22 protein-coding genes and 1 pseudogene are annotated in these 23802 nt (G+C 70.6%); 5 read left to right on the top strand and 18 right to left on the bottom strand.

The genetic code is table 11. The features are described from left to right. Window positions 1-6 precede the first annotated feature (6 nt). Genes nuoK through ACZ3IG_RS27850 form a run of 11 tightly spaced genes read right to left on the bottom strand, consistent with a single transcriptional unit; the run spans window position 7 to window position 10870 of the window. On the bottom strand, window positions 7-306 hold the full coding sequence (gene nuoK, locus ACZ3IG_RS27800; protein ID WP_004927567.1) for an NADH-quinone oxidoreductase subunit NuoK: 300 nt from the start codon (window positions 304-306) through the stop codon (window positions 7-9). Next, window positions 303-1142, bottom strand: coding sequence for an NADH-quinone oxidoreductase subunit J (locus ACZ3IG_RS27805; RefSeq protein ID WP_467435451.1), 840 nt, complete (start codon window positions 1140-1142; stop codon window positions 303-305). The genes nuoK and ACZ3IG_RS27805 overlap by 4 nt, the downstream gene beginning before the upstream one ends. Continuing rightward, complete coding sequence (gene nuoI / locus ACZ3IG_RS27810; protein ID WP_467435452.1) at window positions 1139-1786, bottom strand: NADH-quinone oxidoreductase subunit NuoI; 648 nt, start codon at window positions 1784-1786, stop codon at window positions 1139-1141. Before nuoI ends, ACZ3IG_RS27805 begins: the two co-directional genes overlap by 4 nt. Further along, entirely contained in the window at window positions 1779-3179 is a 1401-nt protein-coding gene (gene nuoH / locus ACZ3IG_RS27815; protein WP_467435454.1) for an NADH-quinone oxidoreductase subunit NuoH, read from the bottom strand. Before nuoH ends, nuoI begins: the two co-directional genes overlap by 8 nt. Then, window positions 3176-5680 carry an NADH-quinone oxidoreductase subunit G gene (locus ACZ3IG_RS27820; protein WP_467435455.1) on the bottom strand — a complete coding sequence of 835 codons (2505 nt, stop codon included), beginning with the start codon at window positions 5678-5680 and terminating at the stop codon, window positions 3176-3178. Before ACZ3IG_RS27820 ends, nuoH begins: the two co-directional genes overlap by 4 nt. Continuing rightward, the gene (gene nuoF, locus ACZ3IG_RS27825; RefSeq protein WP_215165219.1) at window positions 5677-7029 is read right to left on the bottom strand and encodes an NADH-quinone oxidoreductase subunit NuoF; all 1353 of its coding nucleotides are present in this window, start codon (window positions 7027-7029) and stop codon (window positions 5677-5679) included. Before nuoF ends, ACZ3IG_RS27820 begins: the two co-directional genes overlap by 4 nt. Beyond that, window positions 7026-7895, bottom strand: a complete 870-nt coding sequence (gene nuoE / locus ACZ3IG_RS27830) for an NADH-quinone oxidoreductase subunit NuoE (protein WP_467435456.1) — start codon at window positions 7893-7895, stop codon at window positions 7026-7028. The genes nuoF and nuoE overlap by 4 nt, the downstream gene beginning before the upstream one ends. After that, window positions 7892-9214: an NADH-quinone oxidoreductase subunit D gene (locus ACZ3IG_RS27835; RefSeq protein WP_467435457.1), complete on the bottom strand. Its 1323-nt coding sequence runs from the start codon at window positions 9212-9214 to the stop codon at window positions 7892-7894. The genes nuoE and ACZ3IG_RS27835 overlap by 4 nt, the downstream gene beginning before the upstream one ends. Continuing rightward, window positions 9211-9945: an NADH-quinone oxidoreductase subunit C gene (locus ACZ3IG_RS27840; RefSeq protein WP_467435458.1), complete on the bottom strand. Its 735-nt coding sequence runs from the start codon at window positions 9943-9945 to the stop codon at window positions 9211-9213. Before ACZ3IG_RS27840 ends, ACZ3IG_RS27835 begins: the two co-directional genes overlap by 4 nt. Beyond that, a complete protein-coding gene (locus ACZ3IG_RS27845; RefSeq protein WP_029381065.1) occupies window positions 9942-10496 on the bottom strand; it encodes a NuoB/complex I 20 kDa subunit family protein in 555 nt (184 codons plus the stop codon). The genes ACZ3IG_RS27840 and ACZ3IG_RS27845 overlap by 4 nt, the downstream gene beginning before the upstream one ends. 14 nt (window positions 10497-10510) lie before the next feature. Beyond that, a complete protein-coding gene (locus tag ACZ3IG_RS27850) occupies window positions 10511-10870 on the bottom strand; it encodes an NADH-quinone oxidoreductase subunit A (RefSeq protein ID WP_003992243.1) in 360 nt (119 codons plus the stop codon). A 721-nt stretch (window positions 10871-11591) separates the two neighbouring features. Between ACZ3IG_RS27850 and ACZ3IG_RS27855 the strand changes: the two genes are divergently transcribed. Together ACZ3IG_RS27855 and def are read left to right on the top strand one after the other, a co-directional pair. After that, window positions 11592-12431: a C40 family peptidase gene (locus ACZ3IG_RS27855; protein WP_467435459.1), complete on the top strand. Its 840-nt coding sequence runs from the start codon at window positions 11592-11594 to the stop codon at window positions 12429-12431. A gap of 118 nt (window positions 12432-12549) precedes the next feature. Further along, window positions 12550-13176, top strand: a complete 627-nt coding sequence (gene def, locus ACZ3IG_RS27860; RefSeq protein WP_467435460.1) for a peptide deformylase — start codon at window positions 12550-12552, stop codon at window positions 13174-13176. 96 nt (window positions 13177-13272) lie between these two features. Here the strand turns inward: def and ACZ3IG_RS27865 are convergent, their stop codons facing one another. After that, window positions 13273-14556 (bottom strand): geranylgeranyl reductase family protein, encoded by a 1284-nt coding sequence (locus tag ACZ3IG_RS27865; RefSeq protein WP_467435461.1) that lies wholly within the window; start codon window positions 14554-14556, stop codon window positions 13273-13275. Between the two features lie 99 nt (window positions 14557-14655). Here ACZ3IG_RS27865 and ACZ3IG_RS27870 point away from each other — a divergent pair, with 99 nt between their 5' ends. Together ACZ3IG_RS27870 and ACZ3IG_RS27875 are read left to right on the top strand one after the other, a co-directional pair. Next, the gene (locus tag ACZ3IG_RS27870; protein WP_467435462.1) at window positions 14656-15162 is read left to right on the top strand and encodes a GNAT family N-acetyltransferase; all 507 of its coding nucleotides are present in this window, start codon (window positions 14656-14658) and stop codon (window positions 15160-15162) included. 178 nt (window positions 15163-15340) lie between these two features. Beyond that, window positions 15341-15601: pseudogene (locus ACZ3IG_RS27875) on the top strand (PASTA domain-containing protein); the annotation flags it as partial. A 281-nt stretch (window positions 15602-15882) separates the two neighbouring features. On the opposite strand, the gene ACZ3IG_RS27880 reads toward ACZ3IG_RS27875, so the two are convergent. The 4 genes from ACZ3IG_RS27880 to ACZ3IG_RS27895 are packed head-to-tail and all read right to left on the bottom strand — an operon-like array spanning window position 15883 to window position 20661. After that, window positions 15883-16578, bottom strand: a complete 696-nt coding sequence (locus ACZ3IG_RS27880; RefSeq protein WP_467435463.1) for a demethylmenaquinone methyltransferase — start codon at window positions 16576-16578, stop codon at window positions 15883-15885. A 56-nt stretch (window positions 16579-16634) separates the two neighbouring features. Further along, window positions 16635-17945 carry an acyltransferase family protein gene (locus ACZ3IG_RS27885; RefSeq protein WP_467435465.1) on the bottom strand — a complete coding sequence of 437 codons (1311 nt, stop codon included), beginning with the start codon at window positions 17943-17945 and terminating at the stop codon, window positions 16635-16637. Then, on the bottom strand, window positions 17942-20266 hold the full coding sequence (locus ACZ3IG_RS27890) for a bifunctional polysaccharide deacetylase/glycosyltransferase family 2 protein (protein WP_467435466.1): 2325 nt from the start codon (window positions 20264-20266) through the stop codon (window positions 17942-17944). The genes ACZ3IG_RS27885 and ACZ3IG_RS27890 overlap by 4 nt, the downstream gene beginning before the upstream one ends. Before the next feature lie 20 nt (window positions 20267-20286). After that, window positions 20287-20661, bottom strand: a complete 375-nt coding sequence (locus ACZ3IG_RS27895; protein WP_467435467.1) for a hypothetical protein — start codon at window positions 20659-20661, stop codon at window positions 20287-20289. A gap of 307 nt (window positions 20662-20968) precedes the next feature. On the opposite strand from ACZ3IG_RS27895, the gene ACZ3IG_RS27900 reads away from it, so the two are divergent. Further along, entirely contained in the window at window positions 20969-21997 is a 1029-nt protein-coding gene (locus ACZ3IG_RS27900) for a chitinase (RefSeq protein WP_467435469.1), read from the top strand. 34 nt (window positions 21998-22031) lie between these two features. On the opposite strand, the gene ACZ3IG_RS27905 is transcribed toward ACZ3IG_RS27900, so the two are convergent. Continuing rightward, entirely contained in the window at window positions 22032-22475 is a 444-nt protein-coding gene (locus tag ACZ3IG_RS27905; RefSeq protein ID WP_467435470.1) for an imidazolonepropionase-like domain-containing protein, read from the bottom strand. Window positions 22476-22482: 7 nt separating this feature from the next. After that, window positions 22483-23682 (bottom strand): cyclic dehypoxanthinyl futalosine synthase, encoded by a 1200-nt coding sequence (mqnC, locus tag ACZ3IG_RS27910; protein ID WP_215165201.1) that lies wholly within the window; start codon window positions 23680-23682, stop codon window positions 22483-22485. Between the last annotated feature and the right edge of the window lie 120 nt (window positions 23683-23802).

Consider the following 23802-nt stretch of genomic DNA (forward strand, 5'->3'; position numbering starts at 1 on the left):
GACCCCTCACAGCTTCATCAGGCTGGCGTCGTCGACCGAGGCCGAGTGGCGGGAACGGAACAGGGACACGATGATCGCGAGCCCGACCACGACCTCCGCGGCGGCGACGACCATCGTGAAGAAGGCGATGATCTGGCCGTCGAGATTGCCGTGCATCCGGGAGAAGGCGACGAACGCCAGGTTGCAGGCGTTGAGCATCAGCTCCACGCACATGAACACCACGATGGCGTTGCGCCGGATCAGCACCCCGGTGGCGCCGATCGTGAACAGCAGGGCCGCGAGATAGAGGTAGTTGACCGGATTCACTGGGCCGCCTCCCCGCTGTTCGTGCGCTCCAGGCGCTCCTCGGCCCGCTGCTCCAGGGCCTTCAGGTCGTCGAGCGCGTCCGCCGACACGTCCCGGATCTGGCCCCGCTCGCGCAGCGTCCTGCTGACGGTCAGCTCGGAGGGGGTGCCGTCGGGCAGCAGACCCGCGATGTCCACGGCGTTGTGCCGGGCGTACACCCCGGGGGCGGGCAGCGGCGGGAGGTACTTGCCGTCCCGCACCCGCTCCTCGGCCAGCTCCCGCTGGGTCTTGGCCCGCTCGGTGCGCTCCCGGTGGGTGAGCACCATGGCGCCGACCGCGGCGGTGATGAGCAGGGCGCCGGTGATCTCGAACGCGAAGACGTACTGGGTGAAGATCAGGGCCGCCAGGCCCTCCACGTTGCCGCCCGCGTTGGCCTGTCCGACGCCGCTGAACTCCGTGAGGGAGGCGTTGCCGATGCCCGCGATCAGCAGGATGCCGAAGCCGAGCCCGCACAGCAGGGCCAGCCAGCGCTGCCCCCTGATGGTCTCCTTCAGGGAGTCCGCCGCGGTGACACCGACCAGCATCACCACGAACAGGAACAGCATCATGATCGCGCCGGTGTAGACGACGATCTGCACGACGCCGAGGAAGTAGGCGCCGTTGGCGAGGTAGAACACCGCCAGGACGATCATGGTGCCGGCCAGGCAGAGGGCGCTGTGCACGGCCCGTTTCATGAACACCGTGCACAGGGCGCCGATCACCGCGACCGTGCCGAGGATCCAGAACTGGACGGCCTCCCCGGTGGAGGTCGAGTAGGCGGCGACGGCAGTGGAGTGAGCGGCGAGCTGCGCGGTCATCGGCGGATCACCTTCTCCGACGCCGGTTCGTCCTCGCCGGAGGTCGAGGCGGCCTCCTGCGGGCCCTCGCCCTTGGAGACGGCGACCTGCCGCTCGGTACCGGGGGCGGCCTCGGTGACCAGGCCCCGGTAGTAGTCCTGCTCGTCCGTCCCCGGGTAGATCGCGTGCGGCGTGTCGACCATGTTGTCGTCGAGCCCGGCGAGCAACTGCTCCTTGGTGTAGATGAGGTTCGCGCGGCTGGAGTCGGCCAGCTCGAACTCGTTGGTCATCGTCAGCGCGCGCGTGGGGCACGCCTCGATGCACAGCCCGCACAGGATGCAGCGGGCGTAGTTGATCTGGTAGACGCGGCCGTACCGCTCACCGGGCGAGTAGCGCTCCTCGTCCGTGTTGTCCGCGCCCTCGACGTAGATCGCGTCGGCGGGGCAGGCCCAGGCGCACAGCTCGCAGCCGACGCACTTCTCCAGGCCGTCCGGATGGCGGTTGAGCTGGTGCCGTCCGTGGAACCGCGGAGCGGTGGTCTTCTCCTGCTCCGGGTACTGCTCGGTCAGCCGCTTCTTGAACATGGCCTTGAAGGTCACGCCGAAGCCGGCCACGGGGTTCTGGAAACCGGGCTTGGTCTCCTTGGGTTCCTGTTCCTCAGCCATCGGACGCCTCCTTTCCATCCGTAGATCCGCCCGCAGATCCGCCCGTGGATCCGCTCATGGGTCCGTCACTGTGAGTATCGACCCCACCACTGACAATCAGCTCCCGCTCACGGCGCGGACCGCGCCTGGGCACCGGCGGCAGCTCCTGTCCCGGCAGCGGCGGCACGGGGAACCCGCCGGCCATCGGGTCGAACGCGGCCGGCTCCTCGGCGGGCTGCTCGGCCCGTTTCCCCTTGTCCCGGAACAGGTCGAAGAGGAAGGACAGCAGCAGTACGGCGATCACGCCGCCGCAGACGTAGAGGGCGATGTCGGCGAAGTCGTAGTTCTCGTTCCGCAGGGCCCGGACGGTCGCGACCAGCATCAGCCAGACCAGCGAGACCGGGATGAGGACCTTCCAGCCGAGCTTCATCAGCTGGTCGTAGCGGACCCGGGGCAGCGTGCCGCGCAGCCAGACGAAGAAGAACAGCAGCAACTGGAGTTTGACGACGAACCACAGCATCGGCCACCAGCCGTGGTTGGCGCCCTCCCAGAAGGTGCTGACCGGCCAGGGGGCCCGCCAGCCGCCGAGGAAGAGGGTGGTGGTGACCGCCGAGACCGTCACCATGTTCACGTACTCGGCGAGCATGAACATCGCGAACTTGATCGACGAGTACTCGGTGTTGAAGCCGCCCACCAGGTCGCCCTCGGACTCCGGCATGTCGAAGGGGGCGCGGTTGGTCTCGCCGACCATCGTGACGACGTACAGCAGGAAGGAGACCGGCAGCAGCAGGATGTACCAGCGGTCGGCCTGCTGCTCGACGATCGCGGAGGTCGACATGGAGCCCGAGTAGAGGAACACCGAGGCGAACGCGGCGCCCATGGCGATCTCGTAGGAGATCATCTGCGCGCAGGAGCGCAGTCCGCCCAGCAGCGGGTAGGTCGAGCCGGAGCTCCAGCCCGCCAGGACGATGCCGTAGATGCCGACCGAGGCGACCGCCAGGATGTACAGCATGGCGATCGGCAGGTCGGTGAGCTGCATGGTGGTGCGCTGACCGAAGATCGAGACCTCGTTGCCGGCCGGTCCGAACGGGATCACCGCGAACGCCATGAAGGCGGGGATCGCGGCGACGACCGGCGCGAGGACGTACACCGCCTTGTCAGCGCGTTTGACGACGACGTCTTCCTTGAGCATCAGCTTCACGCCGTCGGCGAGCGACTGGAGCAGGCCCCAGGGACCGTGGCGGTTGGGGCCGATGCGCAACTGCATCCAGGCGACGACCTTGCGCTCCATGACGATGGCGATCAGTACGGTCACCATCAGGAACGCGAAGCAGAACACCGCCTTGACGACGACCAGCCACCAGGGGTCCTGGCCGAACATCGAGAGGTCCTCAGCGGCGAGGTACGCGCTCATGCCTCCACCTCCTCGGGGGCCGCGCCGACGGTCGTCGCCGGGCCGATGCGGACGAGGGAGCCGGGCAGCGCCCCGGCGTCGGAGGCGACGCCGGCGCCGGTGGAGTTCAGCGGCAGCCACACCACCCGGTCGGGCATCTCGGTGACCTGGAGCGGGAGTTCGACGACCCCCGCCGGGCCGGTGACCGCCAGGACGTCGCCGTCCTTGACGCCCGCCTCGGCGGCCGTGGCGGCCGACACACGCGCGCGTGCCGCGTGCCGGGTGCCGGCCAGCGCCTCGTCGCCGTCCTGGAGACGGCCCTGGTCGAGCAGCAGCCGGTGCCCGGCGAGCACCGCCTCCCCGGCGGCCGGGCGGGGCAGCGCGGCGGCCCGCTCCAGGGGCTCGGTGGCCGACGCCCCCTCCCAGGGTCCGAGCCGGTCGATCTCCGCGCGCACCGTCCGCAGGTCCGGCAGCCCCAGGTGTACGTCCATGGCGTCGGCCAGCATCTGGAGCACCCGCGCGTCGGTGAGCGCCGGGCGCCGGGTCAGCTGGTCGGGCTTGAGCGCGGCCTCGAAGATGCGGACCCGGCCCTCCCAGTTGATGAAGGTGCCCGCCTTCTCGGCGACCGCCGCGACGGGCAGCACCACGTCGGCCAGCTCGGTGACCTCGCCGGGCCGCAGCTCCAGCGAGACCACGAAGCCGGCCTCGGCCAGTGCGGCACGCGCGCGTGCCGGGTCGGGCAGGTCGGCGACCTCCACACCCGCGACCAGCAGCGCCTGGAGTTCGCCGTCGGCGGCGGCCTCGATGATCCGGCCGGTGTCCCGGCCATAGCGGTGCGGCAGCGCGGCCACGCCCCAGAGCGCGGCGACCTCGTCCCGCGCGCGCGGGTCGGTCGCCGGCCGCCCGCCCGGCAGCAGCGTCGGCAGCGCGCCCGCCTCGATGGCGGCACGCTCCCCGGCCCGGCGCGGGATCCACACCAGCCGGGCGCCGGTCGCCCGCGCGGTCCGTACGGCGGCGGTCAGGCCCCCGGCGACGGCCGCCAGCCGCTCGCCGACGACGATGACCGCGCCCTCGGCACGCAGCGCCTCGGCGGCCCGCGTCCCGTCGTCCTCCAGGCCGACACCGCCCGCGAGCGCGTCCAGCCACTCGGTCTCGGTGCCGGGCGCGGCGGGCAGCAGCGTGCCGCCCGCCTTCTCCAGACCGCGCGTGGCGTGCGTCGCCAGGGCGAAGACCCGCTGCCCGTGCCGGCGCCACGCCTTGCGCAGCCGCAGGAAGACGCCGGGCGCCTCCTCCTCGGCCTCGAACCCGACAAGGAGCACCGCGGGCGCCTTCTCCAGCGCCGTGTACGTCACCCCCGTACCGTCGAGGTCACGGCCCCGGCCGGCCACCTGGGTCGCCAGGAAGTCGGCCTCCTCGGCGCTGTGCACGCGCGCGCGGAAGTCGATGTCGTTGGTGTCGAGCGCCACGCGCGCGAACTTGCTGTACGCGTAGGCGTCCTCCATGGTGAGCCGCCCGCCGGTCAGCACCCCGGTACGGCCCCGCGAGGCCAGCAGCCCCTGCGCGGCGATCTGGAGCGCCTCCGGCCAGGAGGCGGGCTCCAGCTCGCCCTCCGCGTTGCGCACCAGGGGTGTGGTGAGCCGGTCCCGCTGCTGCGCGTACCGGAACCCGAACCGCCCCTTGTCGCAGATCCACTCCTCGTTGACCTCGGGGTCGTGCGCCGCCAGGCGCCGCATGACCTTGCCGCGCCGGTGATCGGTGCGGGTCGCGCAGCCGCCGGCGCAGTGCTCGCACACCGACGGCGAGGAGACCAGGTCGAAGGGGCGGGAGCGGAACCGGTACGCCGCCGAGGTGAGCGCGCCGACCGGGCAGATCTGGATGGTGTTCCCGGAGAAGTACGACTCGAAGGGGTCGCCCTCGCCGGTACCGACCTGCTGGAGCGCGCCGCGCTCGATCAGCTCGATCATCGGGTCGCCCGCGATCTGGTTGGAGAACCGGGTGCAGCGGGCGCACAGCACGCACCGCTCGCGGTCGAGCAGCACCTGGGTGGAGATCGGCACGGGCTTCTCGTAGGTCCGCTTCTTGCCCTCGAAGCGGGAGTCGGCGTTGCCGTGCGACATCGCCTGGTTCTGCAGCGGGCACTCGCCGCCCTTGTCGCAGACCGGGCAGTCCAGCGGGTGGTTGATGAGCAGCAGCTCCATCACACCCTTCTGGGCCTTCTCCGCGACCGGCGAGGTCAGATGGGTCCTGACCACCATCCCGTCGGTGCAGGTGATGGTGCAGGACGCCATCGGCTTGCGCTGGCCCTCGACCTCGACGATGCACTGCCGGCAGGCGCCGGCCGGGTCGAGGAGCGGGTGGTCGCAGAACCGGGGGATCTCGATGCCGAGCTGCTCGGCGGCCCGGATGACCAGGGTGCCCTTGGGCACGCTGATCGCCACGCCGTCGATGGTCAGCGACACCAGGTCCTCGGGCGGGACCGCGGCCTCTCCTCCGCCGGAGGGGGCGCTCGTGGTCACCGTCATGCCTTCACCTCCGTACGGTGGTCGGCCCAGGCCGTCGACTTCGCGGGGTCGAAGGGGCAGCCGCGGCCCGTGATGTGCTGCTCGTACTCCTCGCGGAAGTACTTCAGCGAGGAGAAGATCGGCGAGGCGGCGCCGTCGCCGAGGGCGCAGAAGGACTTGCCGTTGATGTTGTCGGCGATGTCGTTCAGCTTGTCGAGGTCTTCCATGCGGCCCTTGCCCGCCTCGATGTCGCGGAGCAACTGCACCAGCCAGTACGTCCCTTCCCGGCAGGGCGTGCACTTGCCGCAGGACTCGTGGGCGTAGAACTCGGTCCAGCGGGTGACGGCGCGGACCACGCAGGTGGTCTCGTCGAAGCACTGGAGGGCTTTCGTGCCGAGCATGGAACCGGCGGCGCCCACTCCTTCGTAGTCGAGAGGGACGTCGAGGTGCTCTTCGGTGAACATCGGCGTCGAGGAGCCGCCCGGCGTCCAGAACTTCAGGCGGTGGCCGGGGCGCATGCCCCCGCTCATGTCGAGGAGCTGGCGCAGCGTGATGCCGAGCGGCGCCTCGTACTGGCCGGGGCCGGCGACGTGGCCGGAGAGGGAGTACAGCGTGAAGCCGGGGGACTTCTCGCTCCCCATCGACCTGAACCAGTCCTTGCCCTTGTTCAGGATCGCGGGAACCGACGCGATCGACTCGACGTTGTTCACCACAGTGGGGCAGGCGTAGAGGCCGGCCACAGCGGGGAAGGGGGGACGCAGCCGCGGCTGACCACGGCGGCCTTCGAGCGAGTCGAGCAGTGCGGTCTCCTCACCGCAGATGTACGCGCCCGCGCCCGCGTGCACGGTGAGGTTCAGGTCGAGTCCGCTGCCCAGGATGTTCTCGCCGAGGAAGCCCGCCGCATAGGCCTCGGCGACGGCCGAGTGCAGCCGCCGCAGCACGGGGACGACCTCACCCCGCAGATAGATGAAGGCGTGCGACGACCTGATGGCGTAGCACGCGATGACGATGCCCTCGATGAGGCTGTGCGGGTTCGCGAAGAGGAGCGGGATGTCCTTGCACGTCCCGGGCTCCGATTCGTCGGCGTTGACCACCAGATAGTGCGGCTTGCCGTCCCCCTGGGGGATGAACTGCCACTTCATCCCGGTGGGGAACCCGGCGCCGCCGCGTCCCCGCAGACCGGCTTCCTTGACGTACGCGATGAGGTCGTCCGGGGACATGGCCAGCGCCTTGCGGAGCCCCTCGTAGCCCTCGTGCCTGCGGTACACGTCCAGCGTCCAGGACCTGTCCTCGTCCCAGAAGGCCGACAGCACGGGTGCGAGCAGCTTCTCCGGGCCGGTGTCCTTGATCTCGGCGGCCAAGGTCATCACTCCCCCTCCTCGGCAGTGGGCCCCGCCGGGTGGGAGGGGTCGGAGGCCGATGTGTCCTGCGGCGCGTCGTGCGAGCTGAGGTGTTCGGTCGGCGAAGGATCGTGCGGCGGCTCGTGCGGCGGTTCACCGTGCGGCGCCGCGCCGCGCGGGTGCACCACGCGCGCGGCGGACTCGCCCTTCGCCAGCCTGAGGCCGGCCAGGGAGGCGGGTCCCGCGCTGCCCCCGGCCTCGACGGCGCCCTCCCGCTCGTCGGGGAAGCCCGCCAGGATGCGGGCGGTCTCCTTGAACGTGCACAGCGGCGCGCCGCGGGTCGGCGTGACCGGCCGGCCGGCCCGCAGGTCGTCGACCATGCGGCGGGCGCCGGCCGGGGTCTGGTTGTCGAAGAACTCCCAGTTGACCATCACCACCGGCGCGTAGTCGCAGGCCGCGTTGCACTCGATGTGCTCCAGGGTGATCTTGCCGTCGTCGGTGGTCTCGCCGTTGCCGACGCCCAGGTGTTCCTGGAGCTCCTCGAAGATGGCGTCGCCGCCCATGACCGCGCACAGCGTGTTGGTGCAGACGCCCACCTGGTAGTCGCCGCTCGGCCGGCGCCGGTACATGGTGTAGAAGGTCGCCACCGCGGTGACCTCGGCGGTGGTCAGGCCGAGCAGCTCGGCGCAGAACCGCATCCCGGTGCGCGTGACGTGGCCCTCCTCCGACTGCACGAGGTGCAGCAGCGGCAGCAGGGCGGACCGGGAGTCCGGGTAGCGGGCGATGATCTCGCGCGCGTCGGGTTCCAGGCGGGCCCGTACGTCGGCCGGGTAGTCGGGCGCGGGCAGCTCGGGCATGCCGAGTCCGACGCCCCGCTGAGAGGAACTGGTGGTCACCGGTCGACGCCTCCCATCACGGGGTCGATGGACGCCACCGCGACGATGACGTCGGCGACCTGGCCGCCCTCGCACATCGCCGCCATGGCCTGGAGATTGGTGAAGGACGGGTCGCGGAAGTGGACCCGGTAGGGGCGGGTGCCGCCGTCGGAGACGACGTGCACCCCGAGTTCGCCCTTGGGGGACTCGACCGCGGTGTACGTCTGTCCCGGCGGCACCCGGAAGCCCTCGGTGACCAGCTTGAAGTGGTGGATCAGGGCCTCCATGGAGGTGCCCATGATCTTCTTGATGTGGTCGAGGGAGTTGCCCAGTCCGTCCGGTCCCAGGGCGAGCTGGGCCGGCCAGGCGATCTTCTTGTCGGGGACCATGACCGGTCCGGGCTTCAGCCGGTCCAGGCACTGCTCGACGATCCGGAGCGACTGCCGCATCTCCTCCAGCCGGATCAGGAAGCGGCCGTAGGCGTCGCAGGTGTCGGCGGTCGGGACGTCGAAGTCGTACGTCTCGTAGCCGCAGTACGGCTGGGACTTGCGCAGGTCGTGCGGGAGGCCCGTGGAGCGCAGGATCGGGCCGGTGGCGCCCAGCGCCATGCAGCCGGCCAGGTCGAGGTAGCCGACGTCCTGCATGCGGGCCTTGAAGATCGGGTTCCCGGTGGCGAGCTTGTCGTACTCCGGGAGGTTCTTCTTCATCTTCTTCACGAACTCGCGGATCTGGTCCACCGAGCCGGGCGGCAGGTCCTGGGCGAGGCCGCCGGGGCGGATGTACGCGTGGTTCATCCGCAGGCCGGTGATCAGCTCGTAGATGTCGAGGATCAGTTCCCGGTCCCGGAAGCCGTAGATCATGATCGTGGTGGCGCCCAGTTCCATGCCGCCGGTGGCGATGGCCACCAGGTGGGAGGACATCCGGTTCAGCTCCATCAGGAGCACCCGGACGATCGAGGCGCGGTCCGGGACCTGGTCCTCGATGCCGAGGAGCTTCTCGACGCCCAGGCAGTACGCCGTCTCGTTGAAGAACGGCGTCAGGTAGTCCATGCGCGTCACGAACGTCGTGCCCTGGGTCCACGTCCGGTACTCGAGGTTCTTCTCGATGCCGGTGTGCAGGTAGCCGATGCCGCAGCGGGCCTCGGTGACGGTCTCGCCCTCGATCTCCAGGATCAGCCGGAGCACACCGTGCGTGGACGGATGCTGCGGGCCCATGTTGACGATCAGGCGTTCGTCGTCGGCGCGAGCCGCGGACTGGACGACCTCGTCCCAGTCGCCGCCGGTGACCGTGTATACGGTGCCCTCGGTGGTCTCCCGAGGGGACGCGTGTGACGTGCTCATGAGTACGACCTCCGCTGGTCCGGAGCCGGGATCTGGGCGCCCTTGTACTCGACGGGGATGCCGCCGAGGGGATAGTCCTTGCGCTGCGGGAAGCCCTGCCAGTCGTCCGGCATCATGATCCGCGTCAGCGCCGGGTGGCCGTCGAAGACGATGCCGAAGAAGTCGTACGTCTCGCGCTCGTGCCAGTCGTTGGTCGGGTAGACCTCGAACAGCGACGGGATGTGCGGGTCGGCGTCGGGCGCGCTGACTTCCAGGCGGATCAGCCGGTTGTGGGTGATCGAGCGCAGGTGGTAGACGGCGTGCAGCTCGCGGCCCTTGTCGCCGGGGTAGTGGACGCCGCTGACGCCGGTGCACAGCTCGAAGCGCAGGGCCGGGTCGTCGCGCAGGGTGCGGGCGACGCGGACCAGGTACTCGCGTTCGATGTGGAAGGTCAGCTCGCCGCGGTCGACGACCGTCTTCTCGATGGCGTTGCCGGGGAGGAGACCCTGCTCCTCCAGCGCGCCCTCCAGTTCGTCGGCGACCTCGTCGAACCAGCCGCCGTACGGCCTGCTCGCCGGCCCCGGGAGTCGGACCGAGCGGACCAGGCCGCCGTAGCCGGAGGTGTCGCCGCCGTTGTTCGCGCCGAACATGCCGCGCTGGACGCGGATCTCCTCGCCGCCCTGGCCGCGCTGGCCGGGGAGGTTCTCGGCGGACAGCTCCCGCTCCGGGTTGGGCCCGTTGGCGTCGCTCATCGCAGCAGCCCCTTCATCTCGATGGTGGGCAGGGCCTTGAGCGCCGCCTCCTCCGCCTCGCGGGCCGCCTCCTCGGCGTTGACGCCGAGCTTGGAGTTCTGGATCTTGTGGTGGAGCTTGAGGATGGCGTCCATCAGCATCTCGGGCCGTGGCGGGCAGCCCGGCAGGTAGATGTCGACCGGGACGATGTGGTCGACGCCCTGGACGATCGCGTAGTTGTTGAACATGCCGCCCGAGGAGGCGCAGACCCCCATGGAGATCACCCACTTGGGGTTCGGCATCTGGTCGTAGACCTGCCGCAGTACCGGCGCCATCTTCTGGCTGACCCGGCCGGCCACGATCATCAGGTCCGCCTGGCGCGGCGAGCCGCGGAAGACCTCCATGCCGAAGCGCGCCAGGTCGTAGCGGCCGGCACCGGTGGTCATCATCTCGATGGCGCAGCAGGCGAGGCCGAAGGTGGCCGGGAAGACCGACGACTTCCGCACCCAGCCCGCGGCCTGCTCGACGGTGGTCAGCAGGAAGCCGCTCGGCAGCTTTTCTTCGAGTCCCATGACTAAAAGGCCCCTCAGTCCCATTCCAGGCCGCCGCGCCGCCATACGTACGCGTACGCGACGAAGACGGTGAGCACGAAGAGCAGCATCTCCACGAGCCCGAAAATCCCCAGGGCGTCGAAGGTGACGGCCCAGGGGTAGAGGAAGACGATCTCGATGTCGAAGACGATGAAGAGCATCGCCGTCAGGTAGTACTTGATGGGGAAGCGCCCGCCGCCGGCCGGCGTGGGGGTCGGCTCGATTCCGCACTCGTAGGCCTCGAGCTTGGCCCGGTTGTACCGCTTCGGACCGATCAACGTGGCCATGACCACGGAAAAGATCGCAAAGCCTGCCCCGAGGGCTCCCAGTACGAGGATGGGCGCATACGCGTTCACCGCTCCTCGCTCCTCTCAGTCGGCACTGACTGCTGGCGGTTTTGCCTGGGCTCACAGCCGCCTCAGCAGCCCCACGAGCCCCGCTGGTCCCGGCGAAGATCGCGAACATGTGAAGCAGGTCACAAGCCCAACTGCTCCGCATCTTATGCCTGTGGCTCTGTGATCTGCGACACGGGGTATCGCACAAGCTTTGTGATCTCCACCACCTGACGAAGGATCATGAAGTCGGATGAGCGGTGATCTTCACACAGGAAGCTTCCGACTGGTCACCAGTGGTGACATTTTCCCTCGTCGGCGCTGCTCAGCGGGGGCGTCTCAATATCAAGAAGAGTCCCGCGCATGCAAATTGGCGCTGGACTCGATCACTTGGTAGTGGAACCGCGTTCACACCCCGGGGGCGGACGAGGGGTCCGGTGTGAACGCGTGCGCGCGTTCACGAGCGGACGCGCGCGCCCGGGTGACCGTTCCGTGACCTCCGCCACATCCATGAGAGGGGCATGAGAAGCGGGCTTGGCCATCTGCCTCAACCAGTGGTAGGCGAGGAGCAATTCGGGCGTAACGATCAAAGACCGTGATCACAGGCTTGTTACAGCCGCCCGCTATGTCCGTTACGGCGTCAGAAAAGGGCAGTGTGCCGAGCTTTCGCGGTGCCGGCTGAACAACTGTGGCGCAGCACACGTTTCTTGTAGGTATGGAGGAGCTCCTGATACCGGTTGTACCCATGTCCCACACCGCTCACATACGCAGCCACCGGAAGCCCCGCCGCAGCGCGTCGACGACCGTCGCGATGCGGGCCGGAGTTGCCGGTGGCGTCCTCAGCACGCTGGCAGTGGCCGGAGCATCGGGTTCGGCGAACGCGGCCGAGCCGGTGACGCAGACCCTGGAGCTGCCCACCCTGACGGCCGAGATGGCCGCCCAGGTCGCGCAGTCCGCGGACGCCACGCAGCAGGCCGCCGCGAACTACGAGCTGCAGGCCGAGCGTGACGCCGCCGCGGCCAAGGCCGCCAAGGAAGCCAAGGCGGACCTGAAGGATGCCAAGGCGAAGGCCGCGGCCAAGAAGAAGGCCGCGCAGGAGGCCCGCAGGGACGCGGCGGAGCGCGCCGCCCGCGACGCCGAGCGCGCCACGCTGACCGTCTCGGCCGACACCGACACCGGTTCCGGCGACACCGGCGGCTCCTCCGCGAGCACCAGCACCTCCACGGCCACCGGTTCCGCCGCCGCGGTCGTCTCCTTCGTGCGGGCCCAGGTGGGCGCGGCCTACGTCTCCGGCGCCACCGGGCCGTCCGCCTACGACTGCTCCGGCCTGGTCCAGGCCGCCTACAAGCAGGTGGGCGTCAGCCTGCCCCGCGTCTCCCAGGACCAGTCCGTGTCCGGCACCCAGGTCTCGCTGGACAGCCTCCAGCCGGGCGACATCCTCTACTGGGGCGGCGCCGGCAGCGCCTACCACGTGGGCATCTACGTCGGCGACGGCATGTTCGTCGGCGCCCAGAACTCGTCCACCGGCGTCGTCGAGAAGCCGCTCTCCTACGACCCGCCGAGCGGTGCGGTGCGCGTGCTCTGACCTACGTCATCCACAGGCGAAGGGCCGTTGTCCACAGGGGCAGCGGCCCTTCGCCCTCTCCTGCCATGCTCGGTCTGTCGCCACGCCAGTCGGTGGCACCAGCCGAAGGAGAGAGACCATGCCGAGTGTGTTCGTACAGGGGCGGCCCGCCGCCGATTACCCGCCGTTCGCGCCCGAGGCCCGGCGCGGCAGCGTACGGCGGGTCACCGAGGTGGGCGAGGCGGTGCTGCACAAGCCCTGCCGGGACGTCACCGAGTTCGGGCCCGACCTCGCCGCGCTCATCGACGACATGTTCCTGACCATGTACGTCGCCGAAGGGGCCGGCCTCGCGGCCAACCAAGTGGGCGTCGACCTGCGCCTGTTCGTCTACGACTGCCCGGACGACGACGGTGTCCGACATGTCGGGCACATCGTCAATCCGGTGCTGGAGCCGGTCGGCCCGGACGGGCGGCGGCTGCTCGACGAGGGCGAGGGCTGCCTGTCGGTGCCGGGCGCCGTGATGGACGTACCGCGCCCGGACCGGGCGGTGGTGCGGGGGTTCGACAAGGACGGCGCACCGCTGCTCGTCGAGGGCACCGGTTACTTCGCCCGGTGCCTCGCCCACGAGACCGACCACCTGGACGGGCGGGTGTACCTGGACCGGCTCTCCGCGCGGGAACGGAAGGCGGCGCTGCGGCAGTCGGCGGACCGGCGCGAGGAGGTGTTCGCACGCCGGGCCACCAGAGCCGCGCGGTTCACGGGGTGACCGGGCCGGGGGGGGTGGCCGGGCCGGGGGGGTGACCGGGCCGGGGGTGACCGGGCCGGGGGCAGCGGGTGACCCGGTGGCCCCCGGCCGGGAGGCTCACGCCTTCGGGGCCACCTTGGTCAGTCCGTTGATGATGCGGTCCATCGCGTCGCCACCGGTCGGGTCCGTCAGGTTGGCGAGCATCTTCAGGGTGAACCTCATCAGCACGGGGTGGGTCAGACCGCGCTGGGCGGCGATCTGCATGACCTTCGGGTTGCCGATGAGCTTCACGAAGGCCCGGCCGAGGTTGTAGTAGCCGCCGTAGGTGTCCTTCAGGACGCGCGGGTAGCGCTGGAGGGCGGTTTCCCGCTGGGACGGCGTGGCCCGCGCGTGCGCCTGGACGATGACGTCGGCGGCGATCTGGCCGGACTCCATGGCGTAGGCGATGCCCTCGCCGTTGAAGGGGTTCACCAGGCCGCCGGCGTCACCGACGAGCAGCAGGCCGCGGGTGTAGTGGGGCTGGCGGTTGAAGGCCATGGGGAGGGCGGCGCCGCGGATCGGGCCGGTCATGTTGTCGGGAGTGTAGCCCCAGTCCTCGGGCATGGAGGCGCACCATGCCTTGAGGACCTCGCGCCAGTCCAGGTCCTTGAAGGAGGAGGAGGTGTTGAGGACGCCGAGACCGACATTGGAGGTGCCGTCGCCCATGCCGAAGATCCAGCCGTAGCCGGGGAGGAGGCGGTCCTGGGGGCCGCGGCGGTCCCACAGTTCGAGCCAGGACTCCAGATAGTCGTCGTCGTGCCGGGGGGAGGTGAAGTAGGTGCGGACCGCGACGCCCATCGGGCGGTCCTCGCGGCGGTGCAGCCCCATCGCCAGCGACAGCCGGGTGGAGTTGCCGTCGGCGGCCACCACCAGCGGGGCGTGGAAGGTGACGTCCCGCTTCTCCTCGCCGAGTCTGGCCTGGACGCCGGTGACGCGGCCGGTGCGGTCGTCCACGACCGGGGCGCCGACGTTGCAGCGCTCGTGCAGCCGGGCGCCGGCCTTCTGGGCCTGCCGGGCGAGCTGTTCGTCGAAGTCGTCGCGTTTGCGGACCAGACCGTAGTCGGGGAAGGAGGCGAGGTCGGGCCAGTCGAGCTGGAGGCGGGTGCCGCCGCCGATGATCCGCAGGCCCTTGTTGCGCAGCCAGCCGGCCTCCTCGGAGATGTCGATGCCCATCGCCACCAGCTGCTTGACCGCGCGGGGGGTGAGCCCGTCACCGCACACCTTCTCGCGGGGGAACGCGGTCTTCTCCAGCAGGAGGACGTCGAGTCCGGCCTTGGCCAGGTGGTACGCGGTGGTGGAGCCGGCTGGCCCCGCGCCCACGACGATCACATCGGCGGTGTTGTCGGAGAGGGGCTCGGTCACGGCGGGGTCTCCCACGGGTTCGGAATTCTGCGTGCCGACGGGCACCGGACATGGGCAGTCTATTCAGCGTCACCGATCACCCGGCTGAAGGGCTGCCCCGTGAAACGAGCTCTCCCCGCTGTACGGTTGCGTGTTCCCACCGACGAGGACGCCGTCGCCTGGCACCGGGCCTTCGACGACCCGGAGGTCATGGAGTTCCACGGCGGCCGGCCCGCGGAACTGTCCGTGTACGAGGAACTCACCGCCCGCCAGCGCCGACACGACGCCGAGCACGGCTTCTGCCTGTGGACCGTCCTCGACGAGCGGGACGAGGTCATCGGCTTCACCGGCGCCCAGCCGTGGCCGCGGGACTGGGGCCCCAAGGGTGAGATCGAGATCGGCTGGCGGCTCGCCCGGCCGCACTGGGGCAAGGGGTACGTGACGGCGGCGGCCCGGGAGACGGTGGGGCGGCTGCGCGCGGCGGGGCTGCCGGGGGTGGTCGCGATGGTCGACGCGGACAACGAGCGCTCCATCGCGGTGACGCGGCGGCTGGGGATGCGGCTGGCGGAGGTGTTCACCACACCTCGGTCGCAGCGTCAGGGGCACTGCTATCGCCTCGATCTGTGACGGAGGGTAACGAAAAGGAGAGATTTCGACTACGGATCGCTACAAGAAGCTTCCGGTGGGTGCGCGGCGGGGGTTACTCTGCCCGTACCGCTGGGGGTGAGGTTCTGTGCGCGACGCACCCGAGACACCCGACACATCCGAGACGCCGGAGGTACGCGTGCCGCGTCTGGTCGGCCTGATGGCCGTGGACGCGCGCCGCGCGGCCGAGGCGCGCGGGGTGCTGCTGGCCGCCCCCGACCGGCCCGAACTGCACCGCGTGGTCGTGGAGTACGTGGTACGGCAGTACCCGCCGCCCGGGGCCGAGGTGCCGCGCGGTGCCGCGGTCACCGTGTGGTTCGACTTCGGCGCGGGTGGGGGCGGCGGGGGCGCCGGGGTGCGCGAGCCCCGGACTCCGGCGCCGCCCGGCGGCGGGCTGCGCCGGGCACTGGACGAGCCGGGCACGCAGCGGCCCGCGGTGCCGGACGCGGCGGGGGGCGGGGCGGGTACGGCGGCGGGCAGGGTGGGCGCGGCAAGCGTGCCGAGCGCGGCCGCGGATACGGCGGGCGTGCCGGGTACGGCGAGCGTGCCGGGCGCGGAGGTCACACCGGTCGCCGTACCGTACGCGGCCCTGGACGCGTAGGCGGTCCTCGCCGCGCAGGCGGCCGTCGCCGTGCAGGCGGTCCTGGACGCGTGCGTGGTCCTCGGCGCGGCCTGAGGTCGGCTTCGCCGGGGGCTGCGAGGTCAGTTCTCCTTGAAGCCCCGGTGCAGGGCCACGATGCCGCCGGTCAGGTTCCGCCAGGCCACCTTGGACCAGCCGGCCTTGTGCAGCCGGTCGGCCAGGGCGGGCTGGTCGGGCCAGTCGCGGATGGACTCGGCGAGGTAGACGTACGCGTCCGGGTTGGACGACACCGCGCGGGCGACCGGCGGCAGGGCGCGCATCAGGTACTCGGTGTAGACCGTGCGGAACGGCGCCCACGTCGGGTGCGAGAACTCGCAGATGACGACCCGGCCGCCGGGCTTGGTCACCCGGTACAGCTCGCGCAGCGCCGCGTCCGTGTCCTGGACGTTGCGCAGCCCGAAGGAGATGGTGACCGCGTCGAAGACGTCGTCCGCGAACGGCAGCCGCGTCGCGTCGCCCGCCGTGAACGGCAGCCACGCGTGGCGCCCCTTGCCGACCTGGAGCATGCCGAGCGAGAAGTCGCAGGGGACGACGTACGCGCCGGTGCGGGCGAAGGGCAGCGAGGAGGTCGCCGTCCCCGCGGCCAGGTCGAGGACCTTCTGCGCGGGCCGGGCATCGACGGCCCGGGCGACCTCCTTGCGCCACACCCGGTCCTGGCCGAGCGACAGCACGTCGTTGGTGAGGTCGTACCGGGCCGCCACGTGGTCGAACATCGAGGCGACTTCGTGCGGCTGCTTGTTCAGGGAGGCGCGGGTCACCCGCCCATTCTTACAGGCCGCCCCCGCCGGACTCGCGGCCGGACTCACGGCCGGACTCACGGCAGGAGCCGCGGCCTCCTGCGCCCCGCCACGTCCTCCACCCAACCGCAGGCCAGCACGAACAGCGCGATCAGCACCCAGCCGACGCCGAACATGAACCACTGGCTCTCCAGCGGCAGGTACGTCTCGAACGCGGGCACCTTCCAGAACTGGTCGACCAGCGGCACGGCCAGGATCAGCGCCAGTTCGTGCCAGAGGTAGATCGTCACGGCCCGCGCGTTGAAGACGCCGACCAGCCGGTCCAGCCGCCGCAAGCGGGCCAGCCCCGCGAAGTCGACGTTCAGCCGGGCCTTGGAGTACATCAGCAGCGTCACGAAGCCGGCCGACCAGAACGCCTGGGCCAGCGGGATGTCGTCCAGGTCGTAGGTGCCGTACTCGGCCTGGTGGGCGAGGGCGTACCAGCCGCCGTAGGCGAGCGCGGTCAGCGACAGGAGCACGACCGCGGCCGGTTTCAGCCGGGCCAGCACCCCGTCGCGGTGCGCGAAGCCGAGGACCCAGCAGAAGAGGTAGGTCGCCAGGTCGAGCAGCCCGGTGCCGAACCGGTTGTCGGGCGGCTGCCAGAGGAACTGGAAGACGACGATCGGGGCGAGCGAGCCCAGCAGCACCGGGACCGGCGCCAGCCGGAACACCTTCAGCAGCAGGGGCGAGACGAGGACGAACCACAGATAGGTGCGCAGGTACCAGAGGATCTCCCAGGCCTGTTCGCCCCAGGCGTTGCCCGGCGGGTCGCCGAGCGGCACGATCCAGTAGACGATCTGCCAGCCCGGCATCCAGCCGTGGATCAGCATCGCGACGACGACGAAGAGGCCCCAGAACCAGAAGGGCGGCAGCAGCCGGCGGACACGGCTCTTGACCACCTTCAGGGCCGGGCGTTCCAGCGACTTCGCCATCAGGGTGCCGGCCAGGCCGAACATGATCCCCATGGACGGGAAGACCATCCCGGCCCAGGCCCAGCCGAAGGTGTGGTACGTCACGACGCGGACGAGGGCGACCGCGCGCAGGGTGTCGAAGTACCGGTCCCGGCCGGCGGGCCGGGCGGGCGGCGCCGTCTCCGGTTCCACCGGTCGCGGCTCCCGCGAGGGCTCCGGCTCCGCCCGGGGCAGCGGTGCCGTGGACTCGGCGGGCGGCACCTCCTGCTGGTAGCCGCCGTACGCGCCGTAGTGCTGCGGGTACGGCTGGGGCTGGACGTACGGCTGCGAAGACCCGTACGGCTGGGGCGGCACAGACGCCTGCCCCTGGTCGCCGTACCCGTCCCCCTGCCCATACTGCTGCCCATACTGCCCCTGCCCGTACTGATCCCAGCTCATCCGCCGGCCCCCGCCGGAGTGCCGACCTCACCCGTCCGCTTCAGCTTCTGCCAGCGCAGCCGGCCACCGGTGAGGGCGGTGACGCAGGAGTGGATCAGGACCAGGTACATCATCTGCCGGTAGGCGAGCTGCTGGAGCGGCATCATCAGCAGGTAGCGGTACTTCTCCCGGTCCAGCCGGAAGGCGTACGCCGCGCAGAACAGCTGGATGCCCAGCACCGCCAGCCACGCCAGCAGCGCGGCCTTGAAGTCGATGAAGATCATCGAGTACGCGGTGAAGACGTCGATCAGCGGCGCGAAGACCGGCGTGATGATCTGGAAGATCACCACCAGCGGCATGCCGACCCGCCCGAAGCGGCCCGAGGGTCCCTTGTCGGTGAGGGACTCGCGGTGCTTCCACAGCGCCTGCATGGTGCCGTAGGACCAGCGGTAGCGCTGCGACCACAGCTGCTTGAGCGAACCCGGCGCCTCGGTCCAGGCGCGGGCGTGCTCCTGGTAGACGACCCGCCAGCCCGCGCGGTGCATGGCGATGGTGATGTCGGTGTCCTCGGCGAGGGTGTCCTCGCTCATGCCGCCGACCTCCAGGACCGCCTCGCGGCGGAACGCGCCGATCGCGCCGGGGATGGTCGGCATGCAGCGCAGCAGGTCGTACATGCGCCGGTCGAGGTTGAAGCCCATCACGTACTCGATGTGCTGCCAGGCGCCGATGACGGTGTTGCGGTTGCCGACCTTGGCATTGCCCGCGACCGCGCCGACCTCGGGGTCGGCGAACGGCTGGACGAGGTGGCGTACGGTCTCCGCCTCGAAGACGGTGTCGCCGTCCATCATCACGACGATGTCGTGACTGGCGTTGCGCACGCCGTTGTTGAGGGCGGCCGGCTTGCCCGCGTTCTCCTGGCGGATGACACGGACGTTGGTCATGCCGAGCGCGTCGGCGGCCTCGCGAGCGATCTCGGAGGTGCCGTCCGAGGAGCCGTCGTCCACGATGATGACCTCGATCGGGTGGGTGCTCTTCGCCAGCGACTTCAGGGTGTTGGCGATGCACTCCTTCTCGTTGTACGCCGGGACGATCACGCTCACCGGGCGGGTGACGGTCGGGCCCCAGCTGAACCGGCGTTTGTTGCGCTGTCTGTAGTGCCGGCGGGCGAGGATCAGCATCATCCCGAAGCGGCCCATGACGGCGACGCCCACCACCATCAGCCCCACCGAGAGCGCCGGGACCGTCCACTCGGCGACACGGACGGCCGCGATGAGCGCCTTGCCCTCGTAGAGGGTCGTGCCGGTGGCCTCGCGGTGGGCGGCCTGGAGCTGCGATCCGCCGTCGGCACCCGTACCCGTACCGGTGCCGGTGCCGTTGTCGGTACCGGTGCCGCCCTGCGCGGCCTCGGCGCCCGGCGCCGTGCCCTGCCCGGCTCCGGCCGCCGCGTCCGGGGCGCCCGCGCCCTGCTCCGCCATGACACCGCTGATGGTGGTGAAGGTGTAGCCCTTCGCCCGCATCTTCTCGATGTACTTCGGCAGCGCCTTGATCGTCTGCGAGCGCTCCCCGCCCGCGTCGTGGAAGAGCACGGAGGCGCCCTCGCCGTCCTCCGGCGTCGCCCACTTGATGATCTTCGAGACGCCGGGCTTCTTCCAGTCGTCGCTGTCGGTGTCGATGAAGACGCTGGTGTAGCCGTCCTCACCGAGCTTCTTGTAGACCGGCCAGCTGTAGTTGTCGATGGCGTCCGTCTCCGAGGAGTACGGCGCCCGGAACAGCGTCGTGGTGATCCCGGCCGCCCCCGCCAGCGCGAGCTGGGTCTGCTCGATCTCCCGGGTGACGCGGGCGTCGCTCTGGTAGGAGAGGTCGACGTGGGTGAAGGTGTGGATGCCCACCTCGTTGCCCTGGTCGACCAGGTCGTCGACGATGTCCGGGTAGCGCGAGACCATCGACCCGACCATGAAGAAGGTGCCCGGAACGTCGTACTCCTCCAGGATCTCCAGAACCTGGGGCGTCCACGTCGGGTTCGGCCCGTCGTCGAAGGTCAGCGCGATCGTCTTGTCCGGTACGGAGACGGTGGTGGCCTGGCCGCCGCGGAAGGACAGGATCGGCCCGCCCTCCAGCACGTCGTCGGGGACGTCGCTGGAGCTGGCGCCGGTACGGACACGCTGGTCGCCGCCGACCTCGGCGCGCAGATAGCCGTCCAGCAGCATGACGCAGGTCAGGGCCAGCAGGAGCAGCAGGGCGAGGATGACCCGCGGCTTCTGCAGCGCGGCGGCCCGGCCGGCGGCGCGTTCCATCCGGCTCGGTGCGCGGCGGCGGCCGCGCGAAGGTGGTGTCGTGGTCATGGAGTTGGCTGCGATTCCGGTCAGTCGGCGGTCGCGGAGGCGGCCGGGGCGGAAGCGGAGGCGGAAGCGGTGTCGGAAGCGGTGTCGGAAGCGGAGGCGGAGCCGGTCGCGGCTCCGGTGGGCGGAACACCGGTGGGGGCGCCGGACGGAGCGCCGCTGGGCGCGCCGCTGGGCATCCCGGTCGGGGCGACGCCGCCCTGCGGCCGCATGCCGCCGCCGGGGGCGGAGGCGTTGCCGCCGCCCCCGAAGGGCAGCAGCGAGGACGGGTTGATCGAGGTGCCGATGCCCATGAAGGCCAGGCCCAGCACGACCGCGTACCCCACACAGACGACGCCGACGAGGATGCCGAGCCGGCGCAGCAGCTTGGCCCGGCGCCCGGAGTTGTCAACGAACACAGGACCGTCGACCGATGCGGCGGACCCGTTACCGCGTTTGCGGCGGCGACCGCGCACAGCGGCGCGGCTTTCGATGGCAGGCTCGGAATGCATTCCCCAGATGTTAGGAGCACTTCATGTGATCAAAACTCTGGCTTTCTTGTGAGGCGTCCATGAGAACCGGCCGGACCTGTCATTCCGCTGAGAAACCGCAGGAAAACGCGGCTCTTTGCCAAGAGAGGCACAGTCGCGTGTGGCACCTTTCCGGTTCGGAGACACGTTCTGTTTCCGTCCTGGGACATACATCTTGAGAGCGGGAGCGTACGCGATGAGGAGCCCACGAAAAGCCGCAGCAAGGCTGATCTGTCTGTTCGCCCTGGCAACTGCGGGCTGTTCCACGGGAAGTGACGACGCCACGGACGCGGCGCCCGAGGCCCCGTCCTCCAGCTCGCCGTCGGCGTCGTCCGGCACCCCGTCGGCCACCGGCTACGCCCCGTACGTGAGCGCCACCACCGCCGACGACCTGGACTCGGCGGGCTCCCCGGCGACGTACAACCTGGCGTTCGTCATCTCGTCGGGCAGCGGCTGCACGCCCGAGTGGAACGGCAGTCACGCCATCGACGACTCGTCGGTCGCCTCCCGTATCGCGGACCTCACCGCGGACGGCTCCTCGGTCCGGGTCTCCTTCGGCGGCGCCTCCGGCGACGAGCTGGCGGCGACCTGCGACAGCGCGGAGGAACTGGCCACGGCGTACGGCGAGGCGCTGGACGCGGCCGGGGGCGCCACCCTCGCCGACTTCGACATCGAGGGCGACGAGCTGACCGACTCCGACTCCGTCGACCTGCGTTCGGAGGCGATCGCGCTGCTCCAGGAGGAGCGCACGGACCTGACGGTCTCCTTCACCCTGCCCGTGATGCCCTCGGGGCTGGACGACGACAGCGTCGCGCTGCTGGAGTCCGCCAACAACCACGCCGTGCAGGTCTCCACGGTCAACCTGATGACCATGAACTACGGCGAGTCCTACGACGGCGACATGGGCGACTACGCCCTCGCCTCCGCCAGGGCCGCGCACACCCAGCTGAAGGAGATCTTCGGCCTCTCCGACGCGAACGCCTGGCGGGGCATGGCGCTGACCTCGATGATCGGCGTCAACGACGTCGACGGGGAGACGTTCACGCTCGCCGACGCGGCCGAGGTGCGGGCGTTCGCCGAGGAGAAGGAGATCGCCTGGGTGTCGATGTGGTCGACCTTCCGCGACCAGCGGTGCGACGACGACACCGACTCCGGCGACGCGGCGACGGACTGCAGTGGGGTCGACCAGGAGGCGGGCGCCTTCGGGGAGGCGTTCGCGGGCTGAGCCCCCTGGAGTCCGCCGGCTCACCTCCGCCGGCTCACCGCCGCCGGTGCACCAGCCGCCCCGCGCACACCGTGGCCAGGCACGCGCCGTCGGCGGCGAACACGGCGAGGTCGGCCCGTCCGCCGGCGGTCAGCGCCGGCCGGCGCGCGGCCGGCAGCACCGCCACGTCATTGCGCCCGGCGGCGGCCCGCAGCCCGGCGTCGACGTACTCCGCCAGCACGGCCACCGCCCCCGACTTCAGCACGGCGTGCACGCGTTCGCGCGGGCTCGGCGCCTCGGGCAGCGCCCCCTCGTGCACCAGCCCGGGGCCGAGGACGCCGGGCCAGCGCCGTACCCGCGCGCCCGGGAACCTCGCCTCGATCTCACCGGCGGGCCCCACCGCGACGATCCGCCCGCCGTCGACGGCGACCGCGCCGCCCGCCAGCGGCGACGCGTCCCAGTCGGCGCGGACCTCTTCGGCGGTGTGAATGGTCAGCACGGCCGGGTCAGTCGGCCGCGATCAGCTTCAGCTCGGGGTGCGCGGTGCCGCCCTCGATCGCCGTGGACGAGATGTGCGAGACGACACGCTCGTCGACCGGGTCGTTCGCCGGGTCGTCGTGCACCACCAGGTGCTCGTACGTCGTCGCCCGCTGCGCGGGGACCCGCCCGGCCTTCCGGATCAGGTCGATCAGCTCCAGCCGGTTGGAACGGTGCTTGGCGCCGGCCGACGACACCACGTTCTCCTCCAGCATGACCGAGCCGAGGTCGTCGGCGCCGTAGTGCAGGGAGAGCTGGCCGACCTCCTTGCCGGTGGTCAGCCAGGAGCCCTGGATGTGGGCGACGTTGTCGAGGAAGATCCGCGCGATGGCGATCATCCGCAGGTACTCGAAGAGGGTCGCCTGCGTCCGGCCCTTCAGGTGGTTGTTCTCGGGCTGGTAGGTGTACGGGATGAAGGCGCGGAAGCCGCCGGTGCGGTCCTGCACGTCGCGGATCATCCGCAGGTGCTCGATGCGCTCGGCGTTGGTCTCGCCGGTGCCCATGAGCATCGTGCTGGTGGACTCCACGCCCAGGTTGTGCGCGATCTCCATGATCTCCAGCCAGCGCTCGCCGGACTCCTTCAGCGGCGCGATGGCCTTGCGCGGGCGCGCGGGCAGCAGTTCGGCGCCGGCCCCGGCGAAGGAGTCGAGACCGGCCGCGTGGATGCGCCGGATCGCCTCCTCGGCGCTCACCTTGGAGATCCGCGCCATGTGCTCGACCTCGCTCGCCCCCAGGCTGTGGATGACGAGCTGCGGGAACTCCTTCTTGATGGCGGAGAAGTGGTGCTCGTAGTACTCGACGCCGTAGTCCGGGTGGTGTCCGCCCTGGAACATGATCTGGGTGCCGCCCAGTTCGACGGTCTCCGCGCAGCGGCGCAGGATGTCGTCGAGGTCGCGGCTCCACCCCTTCTTGGTGTCCTTGGGGGCCGCGTAGAAGGCGCAGAACTTGCACGCCGTGACGCACACGTTGGTGTAGTTGATGTTCCGCTCGATGATGTACGTCGCGATGTGCTCGATCCCGGCGTACTTCCGCCGGCGGATCGCGTCGGCGGCGGAGCCCAGCGCGTGCAGCGGGGCGTCACGGTAGAGGACGAGGGCTTCTTCCGGGGTGATCCGACCACCGGCGGCGGCGCGGTCGAGGACGGGCTGGAGGTCGGCCTTCTCGGTCACCGGGCGTCCCTTTCGTCAAGGGTTGTGGACAGATCGTCCCGTGTGGACGGACCGAACCAGCGTACGCCAGCGGTCTTCCCGGCCGGCATCAGGCCGTGGCGGACTTGGTCGCCGCGGGGT

It is taken from the genome of Streptomyces sp. NPDC016677 (assembly GCF_055562815.1).